Origin of the sequence: Streptomyces sp. NBC_00005, assembly GCF_045160215.1 — a bacterium.
Classification (GTDB): Bacteria; Actinomycetota; Actinomycetes; order Streptomycetales; family Streptomycetaceae; genus Streptomyces.
On the sequence record NZ_CP108316.1, the window covers coordinates 2641182 to 2660771 of the forward strand.

The window sequence follows — 19590 nt, forward strand, 5'->3', positions numbered from 1 at the left end:
CCGGTGACCTGGTCCTTGGCGCTCGTCGTGGTCACGGGTCGAGCCGATGACGATGCCGAGATCACCGACGAGTACGTGTACACGGACCGTGCGTCCCGCGCACTCGGACGCGGGCCGGAGTGCGAGATCCGTATCGCCGGCGAGCAGCGCAAGGTCTCCCGTCGGCACTGCCAGGTCGAGGTCAGGCCACCGCATGCGTACGTACGCGATCTGGGCAGCCGCAATGGCACGTACGTCAACGATGAACGCCTGGGCGAGGCGTTCGGGGAACGAGAGCTGAAGGACGGGGACGAACTGCGGATCGGCGAGACGACCGTGCGGATCGCTCTGGGCACCGACGACCGCACCGAACTCCAGCCCGGGCTGCGCACTCTGCGGGAGCTGGGGCGCGGTGCTCAGGGTGTGGTTCATCTTGCCCGGCACACGGCGTCGGGCAGACTCGTCGCCGCGAAGACGCTGACCCACGACGGCCACCTCGACCCGGCCGCACGCGACGCGTTCCTGCGCGAGCTCGACTGTACGAAGGCTCTACGGCATCCGCACATCGTCCGGTACCACGGCAGCGCCGCCCACGACGGCACGGTCTGCTTCACCTGTGAGTACTGCGCCGGAGGCAGCGTCGCCGACCTCGTTCTGCGACAGGGTGGGCGGCTCGCCGTCGACGAGGCCGTGCCGCTGGTGCTCCAAGCCCTGGACGGCCTCGCCTACGCGCACGAGGCGGAGATTCCGGTGCGGCTCGCCGACGGGCAGCTCGCGGCCGGGCGCGGTCTGGTCCATCGCGACGTCAAACCGCAGAATCTCCTGCTCACCGGGACAGGCCGCGAACGGGTCCTGAAGATCGCTGACTTCGGGCTCGCCAAGGCCTTCGACAAGGCAGGCCTGTCAGGACGTACGCGGACAGGCGCGATCGGCGGGAGCCTGGCCTTCATGCCGCGTCGCCAGCTCATCGACTACAAGTACGCGCGGCCCGACGTCGATCTGTGGGCGGTCACGGCGAGCCTGTACTGGATGCTGACCGGCGCCCTGCCCCGCGACTTCCCTCCCGACGCGGATCCCGTGGACGTCGTACGGGACAAACCTCCGGTTCCCGTACGCGAACGCCTCCAGTCGATTCCCCGACAACTCGCCGAGGTCATCGACGCCGGCCTCGACGAGGTGACCGACACCGCGCCGGCCTCGGCGTCCGTCCTCTCCCGGCGGTTGCGGCAGGCACTGTGACACCGCGCGTATCGGTACCGCTTCCCTCGGTTCCTGGAGCAGCCTCCCGCCGGACCACCCACGCCGCGCCTGGAGGTCGACGCCCGAAAGGAACTGCGCGAGCGTGACCTCACGGAGTTTGGAGCGCTGGGCCCATAGCCTGTGACCCATGGGTGATGTCTTCCTCGTCCGGCACGGCCAGACCGAATGGTCGCGGTCCGGACGGCACACCGGCTGGACCGACATTCCGCTCACCGAGCGCGGCCGCGAGGAGGCTCGGCGGCTGGCGCCGCTGATCCGCTCGCACCGGATCGGGGCGGTGTTCGTCAGTCCGCTGGAGCGGGCACGCGAGACGGCGGAACTGATCGGGCTGCGCGAGGTGCAGGTCGACCCGGACCTGCGGGAGTGGGACTACGGCGGCTACGAGGGCATCACGACCGTCGACATCCAGCGCACCCGGCCGGACTGGTTCCTGTTCCGGGACGGGGTGGAGCCCGGTCCTCCGGACCACCCCGGGGAGAGCGCCGAGCAGGTCGGCGAGCGCGCGGACCGCGTGCTCGCCAAGGTGGGCGCGGCGCTCGACAACACCGAGGGGTCCGTGGTGCTCGTGGCCCACGGTCATTTCCTACGGGTGCTCACGGCCCGGCGGCTGGGGCTGCCGGCCTCGGGCGGGGCGCTGTTCCAGCTGGCGACGGGGACGGTGTGCCGGCTCGGCACGGAGCACGGGCGGCCGGTGATCGCGGGGTGGAACGTGCGGCCCGAGGCGTGAGCACCGGGCGACGCCCGGCAGGCGGGGAAGCGTCGGCCAGGATCTGAGGCTCGGACAAGCCCTGAGACACGGGGCGCACCGGCGTTGTCAGACCCGCGTCGTAGCCTTCTGAGCAGGTGGGACCAGGAGGTCCGGCGCCGGGGAGGAGCACGCCATGTCACGACCGCCGACCGCTGCTCAACGGCGTGTGATCGATGCCGCCGATCCCGTCACCGGGCGGCTGAAGGGTACGCAGCCGCAGCTCGCGGCGCTGGTGAAGTGGGGGTTCGCCTTCCGGCATCCGCGGCCTCCGCACGACCACTTCCTGACGCCGGCCGGGCATCGCATACGGGAGGCCGAGCAGCCGGCGACGCCCACGCCCGAGACCGGGACTCCTGCCGCCCCCGGCGTGTTCGCCGCGCGCGTCGGCGGTGAGGAGGAGCCCCCGGACACCGGCCCCGCTCGCGCGCGCGAGGTGCGCAGTGCCTGGCAGGGGCTGCTGGAGCTGCGTCGGATGACCAGCGCGGACGGTGTCACGGACCGGCCGTGCGGCTGGGAGCGCACGCATCTGGTGCAGGCCGCCGCGCTCGCCCTGGAGGCGGCCGGCCACCGTCCGGCCGGCCCGGACCCGGCGGGCTACCGGGTGCGCGGGACCCCGCAGCCGGAGGCCGTCTCCGTGCACGAGCCGGATCCCGAGGCGCTGCGGGCCTGCGCGGCCACCTTGGAAGGGGCTGGGTGGCAGGTCGGCGAGCACACCGAGCCGCGGACGAGAGCGCGCTATCTGCTGGCATCCCCACGCCGGGCATGACAACCGTGCCAAGATCGGTGGCCGCCGCATCGAATGCGAGATCGATCGAATGCGGGATCGAACGCGAGAAGGGGAAGCAGTGAGCGAAGCGTTTTCCGTTCCGGTGACCGTCCGCGGGTACGAGACGGACGTCCAGGGTCACCTCAACCAGAGCGTGTACATCAACTACGCGGAGCACGCCCGTTGGTCGTTACTCCGCGCGGCCGGGATCAGCCAGTCGGGCCTCATAGACAGGGGCGTGGGCCCGGTGGCCCTGGAGACGACCATCCGCTACCGGCGGGAGCTGATCGCGGGCGACGAGGTCGAGGTGACGTGCAGCTTCGACTGGGGCGAGGGCAAGACGTTCCGCATAGAGCAGACGATCCGCAAGACGGACGGCACGGTGGCGGCCGAGATCACGGCCGTCGGCGGCCTGTTGGACCTCAAGGAGCGGCGCCTGGTCCCCGAACCGCACGCGTACTTCAAGGAGTTGGCGACGGAACCGAGCCTGTTCGGGTTCTGAACCGCGTCAACTCTCCCGCGCCCGCACCTGAACATGGCCGTCGAGCGGGAAGGCGGGCGGGGCCGCGGGCGTGGGCGTGGGCGGCGGTCCAATAGCCGACCCCGGCCGACGGGGGGCGGGATCGAGGCGTTCGAGGACGACATGGCCGACGGGCGGTCCCTCCCGTGCGTCGGTGGGGGATTCCTCGACGGCGGAGGCGAAGCGGGTGCCCGTCTCCCCGCCCCGCTGCTGGTCCCGCACCCAGCGGGCGGCATCGTCCTCGTGCTCGTCCTCGACGGCCCAACTCGTCCGGCGCCGCAGGGTCTTGTCACCACGCAGGCCGCCCAGCGCGAGCACGTCGGCCGGTTGCCACGGTCGCAGCTCCGGAGCAGGGGCGAGGGTGTGGCGGGTGCCGCCAGCCGTGCAGTGATCTTCTCCCTACGACGAACCTACGCCGAACTCCACCCGACCACCGGAGACCTACGCGTCGGCCGGCTGGGGCTCGCGCTCGCCGTCGTAGGCCGCGCGGGACTCGGCGATGTAGACGCGGTTGCGTTCGGCCCAGTCGGTCAGGCGTTGCAGGGTTTCGTGCAACTCCCGGGCCACCGGCGTGAGTTCGTACTCCACCTTCGGCGGGACCGTCGGGTGGACGGTGCGGGTGACCAGGCCGTCGCGCTCAAGGTTGCGCAGGGTGAGCGTCAGCATGCGGCGGCTGATGCCCTCGATGCTGCGCTCCAGTTCAGTGAAGCGGATCGGGCCGTGCGCGGCGGCCACCAGGATCTGGACGCTCCATTTTCCGGAGACCCTGTCAAGAACTTCGCGGACCGGGCACGCGTGCGCGTTCACGACCTGGGCGGTAACACCGGTGTTCCTCTGGGACATGGGACTGCCTCCTTACGCCGCTCTCCAGGGTCACTCACGATGGCCTCTGTTACAAGTCGTGCACCTTTGGAGATCGCGGAGGTCAACCCGTCATGTCGTCCCTCATCGAGTCACCGGCTCGCCCGCTGCCACGAACGTACTCCCGCTGGGCGTCCCTCGTCGTGCTGTGCGCGGGGACCCTGATGACGATCCTGGACGGCAACATCGTCACGGTCGCCATGCCGGCCATCCAGAGCGACCTCGGGTTCTCGGGGCCGGGGCTCGCATGGGTCGTCAACGCGTATCTGATCCCGTTCGGCGGGTTGCTGTTGCTGGTCGGGCGGCTCGGCGACCTGGTGGGCCGCAAGCGGATGTTCGCCGCGGGGCTCGCCGTGTTCACCGCGGCGTCCGTGCTGTGCGGGGTGGCCACCAGCCAGGGCCTGTTGATCGCGGCGCGTGCCGTGCAGGGTGTCGGCGGGGCGATGACCTCGGCCGTGGTGCTCGGCATGCTGGTCGCGCTGTTCCCCGAGCCGCGTGAACAGGCCCGGGCCATCGCGGTGTTCAGCGCGGTCGGCGCGGCGGGCGGCGCACTCGGCACGTTCCTCGGCGGGGCGCTCACGCAGGCCCTGAACTGGCACTGGATCTTCCTGATCAACCTCCCGATCGGCGTCGTCGCCCTGCTGGCGGCCCTCCGCGTCCTCGCCCCGGAGAACGGTGCCGGTCTCGGCCGGGGCGCCGACTACCCGGGAGCGGCGCTGGTCACCGGCGCGTTGATGCTGACGGTGTACGTCATCGTCGGCGTCGGATACCGCGGCCTGACCGCCACCCTGCTGCTGGCCGCGCTCGCCCTTGCCCTGTTCGTGGCGTTCACCGTCCGCCAAGCCCGTGCCGCCCGGCCGCTGCTGCGGCTGCGCCTGTTCCGCTCGCGGTTGCTGAGCGGCGCGAACGGCGTCCAGGTACTGATGATCGGGACGATGTACGGCTTCCAGTTCATCGGCGCGCTGTACCTCCAACGCGTCTTGGGGTACGGCGAGTTGCTCACCGGCACGGCGTTCCTGCCGGCGCCGATCGCGATCGGGGCGCTGATGCTGGGGCTGTCGGCGCGGACGATCGGGCGGTTCGGCGCGTACCGGGTGCTGCCGGCCGGACTGGTGCTCATCATCGCCGGAATGGCCCTGCTGAGCCGCGCCCCCGTCGACGGCTCGTACGTCACCGACGTACTGCCGCCGCTGCTCCTGCTCGCCACCGGGTTCGCCGCGGCGATGCCCGCGCTGACCGGGCTGGCGATGTCGGGGGCGCGGGAGGAGGACGCGGGGCTGGCGTCGGGGTTGTTCAACACCACGCAGGTGGTGGGGGGTTCGCTGGGGCTGGCGGTGCTGACGACACTGGCGGCGAGTCGCACCGACGACCTGCTCGGCCGGGGCACGGAGCTGGTCGAGGCAACGGCCGGGGGATACCAACTGGCCTTCCGCGTGGCGACGCTGATCGCAACGGGGGCACTCGCCCTGGCGGCGATCACACTCCGCCCCCGGCACGACTGAACCGGCGCGCCTGCCCCGGGGCGACTGGCTCGACACGGCTGACGCATGGGCGACTGCCCCGGCACAACCAACCTGGTACGGCCGGCTCGGCACGACCGACCTGGCAAGACTGGCTCAACACGGCCGACCCGGGGCGGCCGATCCGGCGCGGCTGGCTCGGCGCGGCTGCCCCAGGGTGGTGGGCTGCGGAGACCGCCGCCCGTCCTCGCGTCTCAGGCCTCCCCGAACTCCCCCTTGTGGTCCTCGGCCCACTCCCGGTAGGTCCGCGCCGGCCGGCCCAGGACCTGCCGTACGTCGTCGGTGACGACGTCGTTGCCGCCGTCCTGGATGAAGCGGGCGGTGACCAGGAGGCCGTCCGCATAGGACTCGCTCAGGCCGGTGGTGAGAAGCTGTTCGCGGCGCTGCTCCGGTGTCAGGTCGCGGAGTTCCACCGGCCGGCCGAGGATCTCGCCGAGGACGGCGGCCTGTTCGCGGGCGCTGAGCGTCTCGGATCCGGTCAGGGTGTACGTGCGTCCCGAGTGCCCCGGCTCGAGCAGCGCGGTCACCGCGATGTCGGCGATGTCCCGCGGGTCGACGACGCCCTGGCGTCCGTCCCCCATCATGTTGGGCGCGGGAATGCCCTCCCGGAGGGCCTGGGCCCAGGTCAGCGTGTTGGAGGCGAAGGCGGAGGGGCGCAGGACCGTCCACTCCAGCCCGCTCGCGCGGACCGACTCCTCGCCGTGCAGATGCCAGGTCCCGAAGACGCCGAGCCGGGGGTCGCCGGTGCCGATGGCGGACAGCTTCACGATCCGCCGTACTCCCGCCGCCCGCGCCGCCTCGACCAGGCCGCGGTCGTGCTCGGCGTCGTCCGGCCCGAACACGCCCACCAGGAAAGCGGCCCGCACGCCCGCCATCGCCGCCTCCACCGACGCCCGGTCGCGAGGGTGGCCGCGCATGCTCTCCACCTCCGGGGGCAGCTGGGCCTTCGCCGGGTCCCGGCTCAGGGCGCGGACCTTCTCACCGCGCGCCACGAGCTGTCGTACGACTTCACTGCCGATGGTGCCGGTGGCACCCGTCACGAGGATCATGTCCACCACGGTGGCCGCCGCACGGCCCGGATCTCTTGGAGATTCCGGCACGGTTCGGGGGCCCGGACGGCCGGGCGGCGCGCTTACGGTGGAGGGGTGACGAACGCCGCCGTGTCCCGCGAGGTCCTGCCGACGCCCGAGTCGCTGCGCCCCTGGATCGCGGACGTCGGGTCGGTGTCGGTCGGCGATGTGCCGACGGAGCCGTTCGTGCATCTCCCGGAGCCCGCCACCAAGGTGGTCGTCCGCACGGGGGAGAACGGCAGCCGCAGCACACTGATCGTCGGCCCGCGCGCCCGCGCCTCGTACCACCGTGGCAAACGTCGCGCGTCCTGCGTGGAGTTGCGGCTCGCGCCCGGCACCGTCCGTCCTCTGCTCGGCGTCCCGGCCGTCGACCTGCTCGGCCGGGCAGTGCCGCTGGCCGACCTGCCCGGCCCGGACGCCCGTCGACTCGCCACCGAACTGCGGTGGTTGGAGCCCGAGGAAGCCCTGGCCCACCTCGCGGACGTGCTGCCCGAGCGGCTCGCCGCCGCCGCGGACCGTTCACGCACCGAACTCGTGCGCGCGGGCGTCGACGCGATGTCCCTGCACAGCGGCCGTGTCCCGGGGCAGGTGGGCGACGTGGCCCGCGATCTCGCCGTCAGCGAGCGGCAGTTGCGCAATCTGTTCGCCGAAGGCGTCGGCCTCTCCCCCAAGCACTACGCCCGGATCAACCGGGTGCGCACGGTACTGGACCGGGCCACCACGCACTCCTGGGCGGAACTGGCCGCCGCCACCGGCTACTACGACCAGTCCCACATGACGACCGACTTCCGCACCCTGATGGGCGTCCCGCCCCGCTCCTACTTCACCGGCCGCCTTCCACAGGCCACGCCCTGCCAGGCGATCCGCCCGGCCTGAAATCGGATGCGGGCGACCGCGTCCGCCTGCGATGCTGCACGCTCATGGCAGTACGACGCATCAAACCCAGTCGCTACATCTCCGTCGACATCGAGGCGGACGGCCCCATCCCGGGGCCGTACTCCATGCTCAGCCTGGGCGCCGCCGTCGCCGGTACGCACGACGCCGACGGATTCACCGCCGCCGACCCGGAGCAGAAGACCTTCTACCGCGAACTCCGCCCGATCAGCGAGGAGTTCGTCCCGGAGGCGCTGGCGGTCAGCGGGTTGGACCGGGATCGGCTGAGGACCGAGGGCAGCGAACCGGCCGTCGCGCTGGACGAGTTCAGCGACTGGGTCCGCGAGGTGAGCACCGGGGCTCAGCCCGTGATGTGCGGCTACCCGGCCTCGTACGACTGGACCTTCCTGTACTGGTATCTGATCCGCTTCACCGGGGCGAGCCCGTTCGGGCACTCGGGCTGCCTGGACATGAAGACGCTGTACGCGACGAAGGCGGGGCTGCCCCTGCGGGCCGTCGCCAAGGGGACGATGCCGCGGCACCTGCTGTCGCGGCGACGGCACACGCATCATGCTCTCGACGATGCGATCGAGCAGGCCGAGTTGCTCGCCCATCTCATGAACTGGCCGGGTCCTCATGAGTCGGCACCGGTACCTGGTTGAAGCCGTAGTACAGGGCGATCAGTCCATGGGCCGCCAGCGTGAGCGGGGCGGAGACGAAGGCGAGGCCCACGGTGACGGGGTATGCCAGGGAGCCCAGGGCGAAGCGGGCGCGGGTCGCGCGGGCCGCCGGGATGTCGACGCGGCTGTCGAAGAGGTGGCCGGTGCGGGTCAGGTGCCACCACAGGGCCTGGAAGGTGAGCGCCATCAGGACCATGACCAGGCTGTAGACCGCTGCGGCCACATGTGAGGCCGCGTCCTGGCGGAGGTACTCCGCGAGCAACGCGGTCGGCCAGGGCACCGCGGCCACCACCATCAGGACCAGCAGGTTCAGGAACATCAGAGTGCGGTCGACGTGGGCGACGTAGCTGAACAGCTGGTGGTGGTTGATCCACATGATGCCGATGACCAGGAAGCTCACGACATAGGCCGCGTAGGAAGGCCACTGGGCTCCCAACGCGTGCCACAGGCCGCCGTGTTCGCCCACCTCCGGGACCTTGATCTCCAGGATGAGCAGGGTGATGGCGATGGCGAAGACGCCGTCGCTGAAGGCCTCGACACGGCCCGACTCGTTCATGACGCTCTCCCCCGTTGACCCGGACGCCGACTCGGACGTCGACTCACAGTGACTTCCTAACGTCGCCCCACGGCTTTCCCAAGAAGGCGCGCGACCCTCTACTGCCTTTGACAGCGCCTTCCTTGGAGATGACGTGCCGATCTTCCACAGAACCGCCGCCCGTCGCACCCTGATCGCCGCCTTCGGCGCGGCGATGCTGACCCTGCAACGCACGGCGGCGGACGGGGCGTCCGCCGGGACCGGGCTCGACGACCCGGACAAGAAGGACATCGCGATGCGGCTGGTCAGCAGCGCGGAGAACTCCTCCCTGGACTGGAAGGCGCAGTACAAGTACATCGAGGACATCGGCGACGGACGCGGCTACACCGCCGGGATCATCGGTTTCTGCTCCGGTACGAGCGACATGCCGGCGCTGCTCGAGCTCTACACGAAGCGGGACCCGGGCAACGTTCTGGCCGCGTATCTGCCGGCCCTGCTGTCGGTCGACGGCACCGACTCGCACCAGGGCCTGGATCCCGGCTTCCCCGCCGCCTGGCGGAGTGCGGCGAAGACGGCCGCGTTCCGCAAGGCCCAGCGCGACGAGCGGGACCGCGTCTACTTCGACCCGGCCGTCGAGCGCGCCATGAAGGACGGCGTCGGCACGCTCGGCCAGTTCGTCTACTACGACGCGATGGTCATGCACGGCCCGGGAACGGACGCCCTCAGTTTCGGCGGCATCCGCAAGCGGGCGCTGAAGCACGCGGACAGCCCGGCGGACGGCGGCGACGAGACGACGTATCTGCACGCCTTCCTCGACGCCCGCGTGTGGGCGATGAAGCAGGCGGCGGCGCACAGCGACGTCAGCCGGGTGGAGACGGCCCAGCGGGTGTTCCTCGACGCGGGCAACCTCGATCTCGACACACCCCTCAAGTGGAAGGTGTACGGGGACAGTTACCAGATCGTGTGACGCGAGGGGCGCGGCACCGGTCGGTGCCGCGCCCCGGATTCCACGGACGGCCGGCTCAGTGGACGGCCGCGATCTCCTCGCCCGCCTCCATCGGGTGGGTCACGTCCTGTGCCTCCCGTCCCCGGCCGAGGTGGTTGAAGACGAGGTTGAGTGCCACCGCGGCCACACAGCCCGTGGAGATGCCCGAGTCGAGGACGATCTTCGCCGTCTGTGGGAACGCGTGGTAGAAGTCCGGTGCGGTGATCGGGATGATGCCGACGGCCAGTGAGACGGCCACGATCAGGACGTTGTTGTCCTTGTCGAGGCCGGCCCGGACGAGCGTCTGGATGCCGCTGGCGGCCACCGAGCCGAACAGGACCACGCCCGCGCCGCCGAGCACCGGGCGCGGTACGACGGCGATGAGCGAGGCGGCCATCGGGCACAGGCCCATCAGGACGAGGAAGCCGCCGCCGGTGGCGACGACGTACCTGCTGCGGATCCGCGTCATGGCGACCAGGCCGATGTTCTGGGCGAACGCGCTGCACATGAAGCCGTTGAAGAGGGGGCTGAGGGCCGAGCCGAGGGTGTCGGCGCGCAGCCCCGCGGCGATGGTTTTCTCGTCCGCCGGGCGCTCGACGATCTCGCCCAACGCCAGCATGTCCGCGGTCGATTCGGTCATCGACACCACCATCACCACGATCATCGAGAGGATCGCGGCGACCTGGAACTGCGGTGCGCCGAAGTGGAACGGGGTCGGGAAGCCGATCACGTCAGCGTCGGCGACCGGGCCGAAGTCCGTGACGCCGAAGGGGATCGCGACGAGCGTGCCGATCACCAGGCCGAGCAGGACGGCGATCTGCTTGACGAAGCCGCGGGTGAAGCGGCGCAGGACGAGGACGATGACGAGCGTCGCGGCCGCGAGGCCGAGGTAGGTCATCGAACCGTAGTCGTCCACGGCCGGGTCGGGGCCCTGCGCCCAGCCGAAGGCGACCGGCAGGAGCGAGACGCCTATCAGCGTGATGACGGTGCCGGTGACCACCGGCGGGAAGAAGCGGACCGCCTTGCTGAAGAAGGGGGCCGCGACGAAGCCGAGGAGGCCCGCGACGATCACCGCGCCGAAGATGATCGGCAGCGCGTCGGACTTGTCCTTGGTGGAGGCGACGACCGCGGTCATCGGCGCGACGCCCGCGAAGGTGACGCCGTTGACGAAGGGCAGCCGGGCGCCGATCTTCCAGATCCCGAGGGTCTGCAGGAAGGTGGCGAGGCCAGCGGTGAACAGGCAGGCACCGGTGAGGAAGGTCAGTTCGGTAGCGGTCAGGCCGATGGCCGCGCCGACGATCAGGGGTGGGGCGACCACACCCGCGTACATGGCGGCCACATGCTGAAGGCCGGTGGTCGCCATCTTGAGGGCGGGGAGTTTCTCGTCGACGGGGTGGGTCTCGTCGACTGTACGGGCGACAGTCACGGCGGCTCCTCCGAGCAGCTAACACGTCGGCTCTGACGTGGGTTTCGGGAGGTGAAGCGTGTGGTCGTGCGGGACCGGGACGGGCCGTTCCCGGGGCGGGGAACAGTGACCGTTCCGGGGCGCGCGCGTCCACGCACGCCCCGGCGACGGCCGCCATGGACCCTGTTGGGGTCCATGGCTGCCGACCGGGAGCCGTCCCTCCCGGCCGGAGATCAAGTGCCGTACTGCGAAACGGAGTTACTGGGCGGCGATCCGCGCGAGGCGCTGGGCCTGGTCCCGGGTGGAGCGGGCGATGGCGTCCTCGTCGACGTGCAACAGGCGGTTGTCCTCGACGATCTGACGGCCGTTCACGAACGATGCCGTGACCGGGGCGGCCGCGCCGAAGACCAGCGCGGTGACCGGGTCGGCGATGGAGGCGTGCGCGAGGGTGTCCAGCTTCCACAGCACCAGGTCGGCGAGCTTGCCCGGCTCCAGGGAGCCGATCTCCGCGCTGCGGCCCAGGACCTGGGCGCCGCCGTACGTCCCCAGGCGCAACGCCTGCCGGGCGTTCAGGGCGGCCTCCCGGTGGGCGCCGAGGCGGTTGATGAGGAGGGCGTTGCGCAGCTCGGTGTGGAGTTCGCCGGACTCGTTGGAGGCGGTGCCGTCGACGCCGAGGCCGACCGGGACGCCGGCCGCCAGCATGTCGGGGACGCGGGCGATACCGGCCGCCAGACGCGCGTTGGACGAAGGACAGTGGGCGACACCCGTCTTCGTACGGGCGAAGGCGGCGATGTCGGAGTCGTTCATGTGGACGCAGTGCGCCATCCACACGTCCTCGCCGAGCCAGCCGGTGGACTCGAAGTAGTCGGTCGGGCCCATGCCGAACAGCTCCTTGCAGAACTGCTCCTCCTCGACGGTCTCCGAACCGTGGGTGTGCAGGCGCACGCCGAGCCGACGGGCCAACTCGGCACCCTCACGCAGGAGTTCGGTGGAGACGGAGAACGGCGAGCAGGGAGCCACGGCCACCTGGGTCATCGCGTCGAAGGAGGCGTCGTGGTGCTCCTTGACGGTCGCCTCGGTCGCGGCGAGGGCGCCCTCCAGGGTCTCGACGGCGAAGTCCGGGGGCAGGCCGCCGTCCTTCTCGCTGCGGTCCATGGAGCCGCGGGCGAGGGTGAAGCGGACGCCCATCTCGCGAGCGGCGCCGATGATCGAGCCGGACAGGTCGCCGGAGTTCTTCGGGAAGACGTAGTGGTGGTCCATGGCGGTGGTGACGCCGCCGCGGGCCATCATGCCCAGCGAGCCCTGCGCCGCCGCGTGGACCATCGGCTCGTCGATGCGCGCCCAGGTCGGGTACAGCGCGACAAGCCAGTTGAAGAGGTTGTGGTCGGTGGCCAGGCCCCGGGTGATCCACTGGTAGAAGTGGTGGTGGGTGTTGACCAGGCCGGGAGTCACCAGGTGGCCGGAGGCGTCGAGACGGCGTACGACGTTCTCCAGGCCTTCGGGGGCCCTGCCCGCGCCGAGCGCCTCGATGCGGTTGCCGGCGACGACGACGTACCCGTGTCCGTACTCGGTGTCGTTCGCGTCGACCGTGGCGATCGAACAGTTCTCGATGACGGTGCGCTGAGCTGCTGCCATGATGCGTCCTTTTCGCTCTGGACTGTTCGCAGAGGGCACGGCAGGACCCGGGGAATTTGAGTGCCGTGGCCGGAGGGGGAATCTCCGGCCACGGGTGCCGCAAAGAGAGTTGATCAGAGGTTGGTGAGGTCCACCGGGATCTTCGGCTCGCAGCCGTCCCGCAGGATGGTCGCCTCGATCAGGCCGTAGGGGCGATCGGCGGCGAAGTACACCTCATTGTCGTTCTTGAGCCCGAAGGGCTCCAGGTCGACGAGGAAGTGGTGCTTGTTCGGCAGCGAGAAACGGACCTCGTCGATCTCGCTGCGGTTGTTGATGATGCGCGAACCCATTTGGTACAGGGTCTGCTGGAGCGAGAGGGAGTACGTCTCGGCGAAGGCCTGCAGCATGTGCTTCTTCACCTGCTCGTAGGACTTCTCCCAGTGGGGCATCTTCTGCTCGTCGTCGGACCAGTTGAAGCGCCAGCGGGCCGCGACCTGGGTGGCCAGGATCCGGTCGTACGCCTCGGGGAGCGTCGTGTACTTGTCCTTGACGTAGCCCCAGAACTCGGAGTTGGTCGAGTTCATCACGACCAGGTCCTTGAGGCCGGAGACGACCTCCCACGACGAGCCGTCGTAGGTGATCTGGGTCAGCCGGGTCTCCTGGCCCTTGCGCACGAAGGAGTGCTTGACCTCGTCCGCGCCGATGAACTGCGAGTTGGCGTCGGACGCCGCGATCCGCTCCCAGGCGTACTCCTCGATGCGGATCCGGGCGGTCTTGATCGGCTCCTGGCTGGTCACGAAGTGCCGGGCCAGGTGGATGCCGAACTGCTCGGCCGACTCGATGCCGTGCTCCTTGGCGAACGCGTACACCGTGTTCTTGGTGGTGTCGGTCGGCAGCACGTTGGCGTTGGAGCCGGAGTAGTGGACCTCGTCCATGTCGCCGGAGAGCGCGACCGAGACGTTGAGGTCCTTGATGTGGTGGGTGGCGCCGTCCCGCGTGATCTTGACGACTCGGTTCTCGGCCTTGCCGTACTGGTTCTGTCCCAGGATCGTGGGCATGTCTGCTAGCTCCCTCGGTATACGGAGTAGCCGAACGGGTTGAGCAGCAGCGGTACGTGGTAGTGCTCACCGGGCCTGACGGCGAAGGTGATCGCTACCTCTGGGAAGAACGCACCGCTGTCCCGATTCGCGGGGGCATCCTGCTGCGCATCGGCTTGCTTCTTCTCGAAGTACGGTTCGACCGCGAAGTCGAGCCGTACGTGTGTGGTGCCTTCCGGCAGGGCCGGCAGGTCCTTGCACCGCCCGTCCGCGTCGGTCGCGGAACCGCCGAGCGCCTGCCATTCGGCGTCACGGCCACCGCGGGCCGCGAGCTGAACGGCGACACCCTCGGCAGGGCGGCCGACGGAGGTGTCCAGGATGTGTGTGGACACGGAAGCGGTGGTGCTGGTGCTCATGGTGTCAGGCTTCCTCTTCGACGAGTCGGGCCAGTCGGATGCGGTTGATCTTGCCCAGCTCGGCGCGGACGATCTCGCGCTCCTGCTCCGGCGAGTTGCCGATCCGTTCCTTGACCGCGTCCCGCATCTGCTCGCCGGTCCTGCCGGTGGCGCAGATGAGGAAGACATGGCCGAACCTGTCCTGGTAGGCCAGGTTCAGTTCGAGCATCTCCTCCTTGAGTTCCTCGGAGGCGCCGGCCATACCGCGCTGCTCCCGGGCCGAGGTGGGATCCCCCGGCTTGGGGCGGCCGATCGGCGGGTGCCCGGCCATGGCTTCCGCCAGGTCCGCGGTGCCCAGCTCGGCCATCGCCGCGTCACTGGCGGTGAAGAGGTCCTCGGTGGTGGCGTACGGGCGGGCGGCGAGCAGCCGCTTCGCCCATGCCGTGGAGGCACACGCCTCGCGGAGGGCGGCGAAGGCCGCGAACTCCTCCAGTACGTTGAACCGGGCCAGGCCCGGGGGCGTGGAAGTCGTCACGGGTGCCTCCGTGGCCGCGAAGGGCCATCGTGCTGAACGGGCTGCGGACAGCTAACGCCTTCCGGCAACACGCCGTCAACACTTTGTTGAAAATTCGCGGTGACGAAACCCGGCCCCGGGTCGCTTCCTCGCGCCGTCCACGTCCCGGCGCTCAGGCCTCTTTCTCGCGGTTGAGGTAGTTGTAGACGGTGAACCGGCTGACGCCGAGCGCGCCCGCGACGGTCTCCACGCCGTGCCGTACGGAGAAGGCGCCGCGCGCCTCGAGTATCCGTACGACCTCCTGCTTGGCCTTGCGGTCCAACTCGGCGAGGGGCTTGCCCTGCTTGCGCTCCATCGCGGCCAGGATGTGGTCGAGGGAGTCGGCGAGCTGGGGCAGGCGTACGGCGACCGCGTCGACACCCTCCCAGGAGAGCACGACGTCGTCGGGGCCGGCCTCGTCGGGCGGGAGCATCTCGCCGCCCATGGCGTCGACCAGCGGCTTCACGGCCGTGATGAACGGCTCGTCCCCGGTGCCGGTCACGCGTCGCCCTCCCCGGCCGCGTCGACGACGTTGAGCTGCAGCGAGACCCGGGTGGCACCGGCCTCCAGCGTCTTGCGCAGCAGGGTGTCCACGGCGCTGAGCACGGCGTCGGCGCCGCCCTCGACCGTGTTGCCGAACGGGCCGACGTCCACCGCATCGAGTTCGGCCGCCTCGACGACCTGGCGGGCGACCACCGCGTGCGCGGGTGCCTCGTCAAGGTCGAAAGGCTCGGTCGTGAACTCCACTCTCAATCGCATTGTGCCCCCAAACACCTTTCTGACCTGCGCTTTTACCTGGATCACCCATCGCGAGGGCATATCAGGGCACAACGGGGGTGCATCCACCGACTGCTCCACAGTCGCGATGCACCGCAGGTCGATCAATTGCACTGCGCCATGGCCGGTACGTCCACCACGAGGCGACCCTAACCGACCCGAGGACCCCCCGGCCCTGCTCGTGACCAAGCGGCCCGAGTACGGCGTCACGGCCCGCCGGCCGATGGGCGCCCTTTCCGCAAAAAGCCCCGCAACCGCCGCTCGGGCCAGGTGTTGATCACGTCCTCCTTGGTGAGCCAGCCGCGTTGGGCCGTGCCGATGCCGTAGCGCATGTTGGTCAGGTGGGGGACTGCGTGGGCGTCGCTGTTGATGGCGAAGCCGACCCCGTGCCGTCTCGCCCGGAGGATGTCCTCGTCGCGGAGGTCGAGGCGGTCCGGGTGGGCGTTGATCTCCAGGGCCGTACCGGTGCGGGCGCAGGCGGCGAAGATCGCGTCGAGGTCGGCGTCGATGCCGGGCCGCTTGCCGATGAGGCGGGTGGTGGGGTGGCCGATGATGTTGACGTACGGGTTCTCGCAGGCCCGCACGATCCGCCGGGTCAGCGCGTCGGGCCCCTGGTTGAAGTGCGAGTGCACGGAGGCCACGCAGAGGTCGAAGCCGGCGAGGAACTCGGCGGGCCAGTCGACCTCGCCGTCCGGGGCGATGTTCAACTCCGCGCCGTGCAGCAGGCGCAGGCCGCCGCGGGCGCCCCGGGTGGCGTACCTGCCGTCGAGTTCGCGCACGCGCGCACGCTGGGCCAGCATCCGCTCGTCGGTCATGCGCTGCATGGCCATGTCCGGGCCGTGGTCGGTGATCGCGTAGTAGGCGTAGCCCAGCCCCGCGGCGGCCTCGGCCATCTCCTCCAGCGGGGCGAGCCCGTCGGTGAGGTCGGTGTGGGTGTGCAGGTCGCCGCGGAGGTCCGCCTCCGTCACCAGGTCGGGCAGCTCGTCGCGCAGCCCGGCCTCTATCTCGCCGCGGTCCTCGCGCAGCGTCGGCGGGATCCACGGGAGGCCGAGGCGGGCGTACACCTCCTCCTCGGTCTCGGAGACGATCTTCTCGCCGCTCTCGACGTCGAAGAGCCCGTACTCGGAGAGCTTCAGCTTCTGATGCACGGCCCGCTCCCGGGTGCGGATGTTGTGCGCCTTGGAGCCGGTGAAGTACTGCAGTGCCGCGCCCCAGGAGTCCGGCGGTACGACGCGCAGATCGACGTTGAGGCCCTTGCTGGTGCGTACGGACGTCTTCTTCCCGCCCTGCCCGATCACCTCCGTGACGTACGGCAGCTCGGTGAACGCCCGCATGATCGGCGCCGACTTCCTCGCCGCGGCGAGGATGTCGATGTCACCGATCGTCTCCCGCACCCGGCGCAGCGATCCGGCGTACGCGCACCGCAGGCAGCCCGTGACCCGGGACAGCCGGCCGACGATGTCCTCCGCCAGGTCCATGGCGACGTCGAGCTGGACGCGGTTCCCGGCGGACTGCAGGAGTTCGATGCCGTGGAGGATGTTCTCCTCGGTCCTGGGCCCGAAGCCCTTCAGGTCGCGCAGCCGCTCGTGGCGGATGGCGTCGGCCAGTTCGTCGACGGAGGAGATGCCCAGCTCCTCGTACACCGTCAGCGCCTTCTTCGGGCCGAGCGTGGGGATGGCCGTCAGCCGGCGGACTCCGGCGGGAATCTTCGCCCGCAGTTCCTCGACGGCGGACACGCTGCCGCTGTCGAAGTACTCGAGGACCTTCTGGGCGATCGACTTCCCTACGTTCGGGATCTGTTGGAGGCCCTTGAGGTCGAGCGTGGAGACGTCGGCGTGGTGGCCGCCGACCGCCCGGGCGGCCTTCTCGTAGACACGCGCCCTGAACGCGTCTCCTCCGGTGATCGAGATCAGGTCCGCGTACTCCTGGAGCAGCGCGGCGACCTCGTCGTTGGGCCGGGCCACCCCTTCAGGGTACTTGACAGCCCTCCCCGACCACAGGCACTCTTCCGTTAAGCAGAAATCAACTTCCACTATACGGAATACATCGAGTCGCACGGAAGGGAGCGCCGACCCAGATGCCAGGCTTTGAAACGGGCACAGCCGCAGACCAGCGCTTCAACGTCAACCTGTCGATCCTCTTCACGGAACTCCCGCTCCTGGAGCGCCCCGCGGCCGCCGCCGCGGCAGGCTTCACCGCGGTCGAGCTGTGGTGGCCCTGGGTCGACTCCCCCACCCCCGAGCAGTCCGAGCTCGACGCCCTGAAGCAGGCGATCGAGGACGCGGGCGTCCGGCTCACGGGCCTGAACTTCTACGCCGGTCAGCTGCCGGGCCCGGACCGCGGCGCCCTGTCGATCCCCGGCGCGGAGTCGGAGAGGTTCCGCGCCAACATCGACGTGGTCGCGGACTTCGCCGCCTCCCTGGGCTGCAAGGCGCTCAACGCGCTGTACGGCAACCGCGTCGAGGGCGTCGACCCGGCCGAGCAGGACGCGCTCGCCCTGGAGAACCTGGTCCTCGCGGCCCGGGCCGCCGACCGGATCGGCGCGATCCTGCTGATCGAGACGCTCAACAAGCCGGAATCGCCGCTGTACCCGCTGGTGAGCGCCCCGGCCGGCGTCGACATCGTCGACAAGGTCAACGAGGCGACCGGGCTCGGCAACGCGAAGTTCCTCATGGACCTCTACCACCTGTCCATGAACGGCGAGGACCTGCCGTCGGTGATCGAGCGGTTCGCGGCCAGGACCGGCCATGTACAGATCGCCGACAACCCGGGCCGCGGCGCGCCGGGCACCGGCTCGCTCCCCCTCGCGGACCTCCTCGACCAGCTGAAGAAGGCGGGTTACGAGGGCTGGGTCGGCCTGGAGTACAAGCCGGGCGACCGCCCGAGCGCCGAGGCCTTCGGCTGGCTGCCGGTGGAGCACCGCGCCGCCCGCTGAGCCGCAGGGCGCCCCGACGCGGGCGCCAACTCGTAGACGTAGCAAAGCAGTCAGAGAGGTACCCCGATGAGCAACGCCCTCCCCAAGATCGCCTGGATAGGCCTCGGCATCATGGGCTCCCCCATGTCCGAGAACCTGATCAAGGCGGGTTACGACGTCACCGGCTTCACCCTGGAGCAGGACAAGCTGGACCGCCTGGCTGCCGCCGGCGGCAGCGTGGCCGGGTCCATCGCCGAGGCCGTCCGGGACGCCGACGTGATCGTCACGATGGTGCCCGCGTCACCGCAGGTCGAGGCGATCGCGTACGGCCCCGACGGCATCCTGGAGAACGCGCGCTCCGGCGCGCTGCTGATCGACATGTCGTCCATCACGCCGCAGACCTCGGTCGACCTGGCGAAGGCCGCCGCGGACAAGGGCGTTCGCGTGCTGGACGCGCCGGTGTCCGGCGGCGAGGCCGGCGCGGTCGAGGCCGTGCTGTCCATCATGGTCGGCGGCGAGCAGGCCGACTTCGACATCGCGAAGCCGATCTTCGAGGCGCTCGGCAAGACCATCGTGCTGTGCGGTCCGCACGGCTCGGGTCAGACCGTGAAGGCCGCCAACCAGCTGATCGTGGCCGTGAACATCCAGGCGTGCGCCGAGGCCGTGGTCTTCCTGGAGAAGTCGGGCGTGGACCTGAAGGCGGCCCTCGACGTCCTCAACGGCGGGCTGGCCGGCTCGACCGTGCTGACGCGGAAGAAGGACAACTTCCTCAGCCGCGACTTCAAGCCGGGCTTCCGGATCGACCTGCACCACAAGGACATGGGCATCGTCACCGACGCCGCCCGCAACGTCGGCGCCGCCCTGCCCGTCGGCGCCGTGGTCGCCCAGCTGGTCGCCAGCCTGCGTGCGCAGGGCGACGGCGGCCTGGACCACTCGGCCCTGCTGCGGGCGGTCGAGCGCCTCTCGGGCGCTCAGCTCTGAGACCTCCGGGCCGCGGCGCCGCTGACATCTGTCCTGTCGCGCCCAGGCGGCGCCGCGGCCCGGAATCACTTCACCGAACCGTCGATCGAGTTCAACAAACTGTTGACGTCTCGATCG

22 protein-coding genes are annotated in these 19590 nt (G+C 70.3%); 10 read left to right on the top strand and 12 right to left on the bottom strand.

From position 1 onward, the window contains the following. Positions 1-3: 3 nt before the first annotated feature. The 4 genes from OG303_RS12510 to OG303_RS12525 all read left to right on the top strand — a co-directional run bounded on the left by OG303_RS12510 (position 4) and on the right by OG303_RS12525 (position 3255). Complete coding sequence (locus tag OG303_RS12510; RefSeq protein WP_405867858.1) at positions 4-1218, top strand: protein kinase domain-containing protein; 1215 nt, start codon at positions 4-6, stop codon at positions 1216-1218. A gap of 148 nt (positions 1219-1366) precedes the next feature. After that, complete coding sequence (locus tag OG303_RS12515) at positions 1367-1966, top strand: histidine phosphatase family protein (protein ID WP_405867860.1); 600 nt, start codon at positions 1367-1369, stop codon at positions 1964-1966. A gap of 154 nt (positions 1967-2120) precedes the next feature. Further along, entirely contained in the window at positions 2121-2753 is a 633-nt protein-coding gene (locus OG303_RS12520; protein ID WP_405867862.1) for a hypothetical protein, read from the top strand. Positions 2754-2832: 79 nt separating this feature from the next. Further along, a complete protein-coding gene (locus OG303_RS12525; protein WP_405867864.1) occupies positions 2833-3255 on the top strand; it encodes an acyl-CoA thioesterase in 423 nt (140 codons plus the stop codon). A gap of 6 nt (positions 3256-3261) precedes the next feature. On the opposite strand, the gene OG303_RS12530 is transcribed toward OG303_RS12525, so the two are convergent. Both OG303_RS12530 and OG303_RS12535 read right to left on the bottom strand, forming a co-directional pair. Next, positions 3262-3591: a hypothetical protein gene (locus OG303_RS12530; RefSeq protein WP_405867866.1), complete on the bottom strand. Its 330-nt coding sequence runs from the start codon at positions 3589-3591 to the stop codon at positions 3262-3264. 123 nt (positions 3592-3714) lie between these two features. Continuing rightward, positions 3715-4116, bottom strand: coding sequence for a winged helix-turn-helix transcriptional regulator (locus OG303_RS12535; protein WP_405867867.1), 402 nt, complete (start codon positions 4114-4116; stop codon positions 3715-3717). A 92-nt stretch (positions 4117-4208) separates the two neighbouring features. Between OG303_RS12535 and OG303_RS12540 the strand changes: the two genes are divergently transcribed. Further along, positions 4209-5636, top strand: coding sequence for an MFS transporter (locus OG303_RS12540; RefSeq protein WP_405867868.1), 1428 nt, complete (start codon positions 4209-4211; stop codon positions 5634-5636). Positions 5637-5848: 212 nt separating this feature from the next. Here OG303_RS12540 and OG303_RS12545 read toward each other — a convergent pair whose 3' ends face one another. Then, the gene (locus tag OG303_RS12545) at positions 5849-6703 is read right to left on the bottom strand and encodes an SDR family oxidoreductase (protein ID WP_405867870.1); all 855 of its coding nucleotides are present in this window, start codon (positions 6701-6703) and stop codon (positions 5849-5851) included. Between the two features lie 96 nt (positions 6704-6799). Here OG303_RS12545 and OG303_RS12550 point away from each other — a divergent pair, with 96 nt between their 5' ends. Together OG303_RS12550 and OG303_RS12555 are read left to right on the top strand one after the other, a co-directional pair. Then, a complete protein-coding gene (locus tag OG303_RS12550) occupies positions 6800-7600 on the top strand; it encodes a helix-turn-helix domain-containing protein (protein ID WP_405867871.1) in 801 nt (266 codons plus the stop codon). A 44-nt stretch (positions 7601-7644) separates the two neighbouring features. Next, on the top strand, positions 7645-8259 hold the full coding sequence (locus tag OG303_RS12555; RefSeq protein WP_405867873.1) for a 3'-5' exoribonuclease domain-containing protein: 615 nt from the start codon (positions 7645-7647) through the stop codon (positions 8257-8259). Here OG303_RS12555 and OG303_RS12560 read toward each other — a convergent pair. Next, positions 8213-8833, bottom strand: coding sequence for a TMEM175 family protein (locus tag OG303_RS12560; RefSeq protein ID WP_405867875.1), 621 nt, complete (start codon positions 8831-8833; stop codon positions 8213-8215). The two genes, OG303_RS12555 and OG303_RS12560, sit on opposite strands and share 47 nt — an antisense overlap. Positions 8834-9026: 193 nt before the next feature. Between OG303_RS12560 and OG303_RS12565 the strand changes: the two genes are divergently transcribed. Beyond that, complete coding sequence (locus OG303_RS12565) at positions 9027-9779, top strand: chitosanase (protein ID WP_405877223.1); 753 nt, start codon at positions 9027-9029, stop codon at positions 9777-9779. A gap of 55 nt (positions 9780-9834) precedes the next feature. Here the strand turns inward: OG303_RS12565 and OG303_RS12570 are convergent, their stop codons facing one another. From OG303_RS12570 to polX, 8 genes are all read right to left on the bottom strand, one after another. After that, positions 9835-11223: a nucleobase:cation symporter-2 family protein gene (locus OG303_RS12570; protein ID WP_405867877.1), complete on the bottom strand. Its 1389-nt coding sequence runs from the start codon at positions 11221-11223 to the stop codon at positions 9835-9837. A gap of 237 nt (positions 11224-11460) precedes the next feature. Further along, the gene (locus OG303_RS12575) at positions 11461-12837 is read right to left on the bottom strand and encodes an 8-oxoguanine deaminase (protein ID WP_405867879.1); all 1377 of its coding nucleotides are present in this window, start codon (positions 12835-12837) and stop codon (positions 11461-11463) included. A 113-nt stretch (positions 12838-12950) separates the two neighbouring features. After that, positions 12951-13874 (bottom strand): factor-independent urate hydroxylase, encoded by a 924-nt coding sequence (pucL, locus tag OG303_RS12580; RefSeq protein WP_405867881.1) that lies wholly within the window; start codon positions 13872-13874, stop codon positions 12951-12953. 5 nt (positions 13875-13879) lie between these two features. Next, the gene (uraH, locus tag OG303_RS12585) at positions 13880-14269 is read right to left on the bottom strand and encodes a hydroxyisourate hydrolase (protein WP_405867882.1); all 390 of its coding nucleotides are present in this window, start codon (positions 14267-14269) and stop codon (positions 13880-13882) included. 4 nt (positions 14270-14273) lie between these two features. Further along, a complete protein-coding gene (uraD, locus tag OG303_RS12590; protein WP_405867884.1) occupies positions 14274-14783 on the bottom strand; it encodes a 2-oxo-4-hydroxy-4-carboxy-5-ureidoimidazoline decarboxylase in 510 nt (169 codons plus the stop codon). A 151-nt stretch (positions 14784-14934) separates the two neighbouring features. Further along, complete coding sequence (locus tag OG303_RS12595; protein WP_405867886.1) at positions 14935-15303, bottom strand: helix-turn-helix domain-containing protein; 369 nt, start codon at positions 15301-15303, stop codon at positions 14935-14937. Continuing rightward, positions 15300-15560, bottom strand: a complete 261-nt coding sequence (locus tag OG303_RS12600) for a thiamine-binding protein (protein WP_405867888.1) — start codon at positions 15558-15560, stop codon at positions 15300-15302. Before OG303_RS12600 ends, OG303_RS12595 begins: the two co-directional genes overlap by 4 nt. 224 nt (positions 15561-15784) lie before the next feature. Further along, entirely contained in the window at positions 15785-17542 is a 1758-nt protein-coding gene (gene polX, locus OG303_RS12605; protein ID WP_405867890.1) for a DNA polymerase/3'-5' exonuclease PolX, read from the bottom strand. Between the two features lie 113 nt (positions 17543-17655). On the opposite strand from polX, the gene OG303_RS12610 reads away from it, so the two are divergent. After that, positions 17656-18513, top strand: coding sequence for a TIM barrel protein (locus OG303_RS12610; protein WP_405867891.1), 858 nt, complete (start codon positions 17656-17658; stop codon positions 18511-18513). A 66-nt stretch (positions 18514-18579) separates the two neighbouring features. Next, positions 18580-19473, top strand: a complete 894-nt coding sequence (locus tag OG303_RS12615) for a 2-hydroxy-3-oxopropionate reductase (RefSeq protein ID WP_405867892.1) — start codon at positions 18580-18582, stop codon at positions 19471-19473. Positions 19474-19590: the final 117 nt, after the last annotated feature.

What these genes read in the sequence shown, in the direction of transcription:
- OG303_RS12575 (WP_405867879.1), bottom strand. Translation starts at nt 12,837, where the DNA reads ATGGCAGCAGCTCAGCGCACCGTCATCGAGAACTGTTCGATCGCCACG.
- OG303_RS12545 (WP_405867870.1), bottom strand. Translation starts at nt 6,703, where the DNA reads ATGATCCTCGTGACGGGTGCCACCGGCACCATCGGCAGTGAAGTCGTA.
- OG303_RS12515 (WP_405867860.1), top strand. Translation starts at nt 1,367, where the DNA reads ATGGGTGATGTCTTCCTCGTCCGGCACGGCCAGACCGAATGGTCGCGG.
- OG303_RS12520 (WP_405867862.1), top strand. Translation starts at nt 2,121, where the DNA reads ATGTCACGACCGCCGACCGCTGCTCAACGGCGTGTGATCGATGCCGCC.
- OG303_RS12610 (WP_405867891.1), top strand. Translation starts at nt 17,656, where the DNA reads ATGCCAGGCTTTGAAACGGGCACAGCCGCAGACCAGCGCTTCAACGTC.
- uraH (WP_405867882.1), bottom strand. Translation starts at nt 14,269, where the DNA reads ATGAGCACCAGCACCACCGCTTCCGTGTCCACACACATCCTGGACACC.
- OG303_RS12615 (WP_405867892.1), top strand. Translation starts at nt 18,580, where the DNA reads ATGAGCAACGCCCTCCCCAAGATCGCCTGGATAGGCCTCGGCATCATG.
- OG303_RS12555 (WP_405867873.1), top strand. Translation starts at nt 7,645, where the DNA reads ATGGCAGTACGACGCATCAAACCCAGTCGCTACATCTCCGTCGACATC.
- OG303_RS12535 (WP_405867867.1), bottom strand. Translation starts at nt 4,116, where the DNA reads ATGTCCCAGAGGAACACCGGTGTTACCGCCCAGGTCGTGAACGCGCAC.
- OG303_RS12565 (WP_405877223.1), top strand. Translation starts at nt 9,027, where the DNA reads ATGCTGACCCTGCAACGCACGGCGGCGGACGGGGCGTCCGCCGGGACC.
- OG303_RS12540 (WP_405867868.1), top strand. Translation starts at nt 4,209, where the DNA reads ATGTCGTCCCTCATCGAGTCACCGGCTCGCCCGCTGCCACGAACGTAC.
- OG303_RS12600 (WP_405867888.1), bottom strand. Translation starts at nt 15,560, where the DNA reads ATGCGATTGAGAGTGGAGTTCACGACCGAGCCTTTCGACCTTGACGAG.
- OG303_RS12560 (WP_405867875.1), bottom strand. Translation starts at nt 8,833, where the DNA reads ATGAACGAGTCGGGCCGTGTCGAGGCCTTCAGCGACGGCGTCTTCGCC.
- pucL (WP_405867881.1), bottom strand. Translation starts at nt 13,874, where the DNA reads ATGCCCACGATCCTGGGACAGAACCAGTACGGCAAGGCCGAGAACCGA.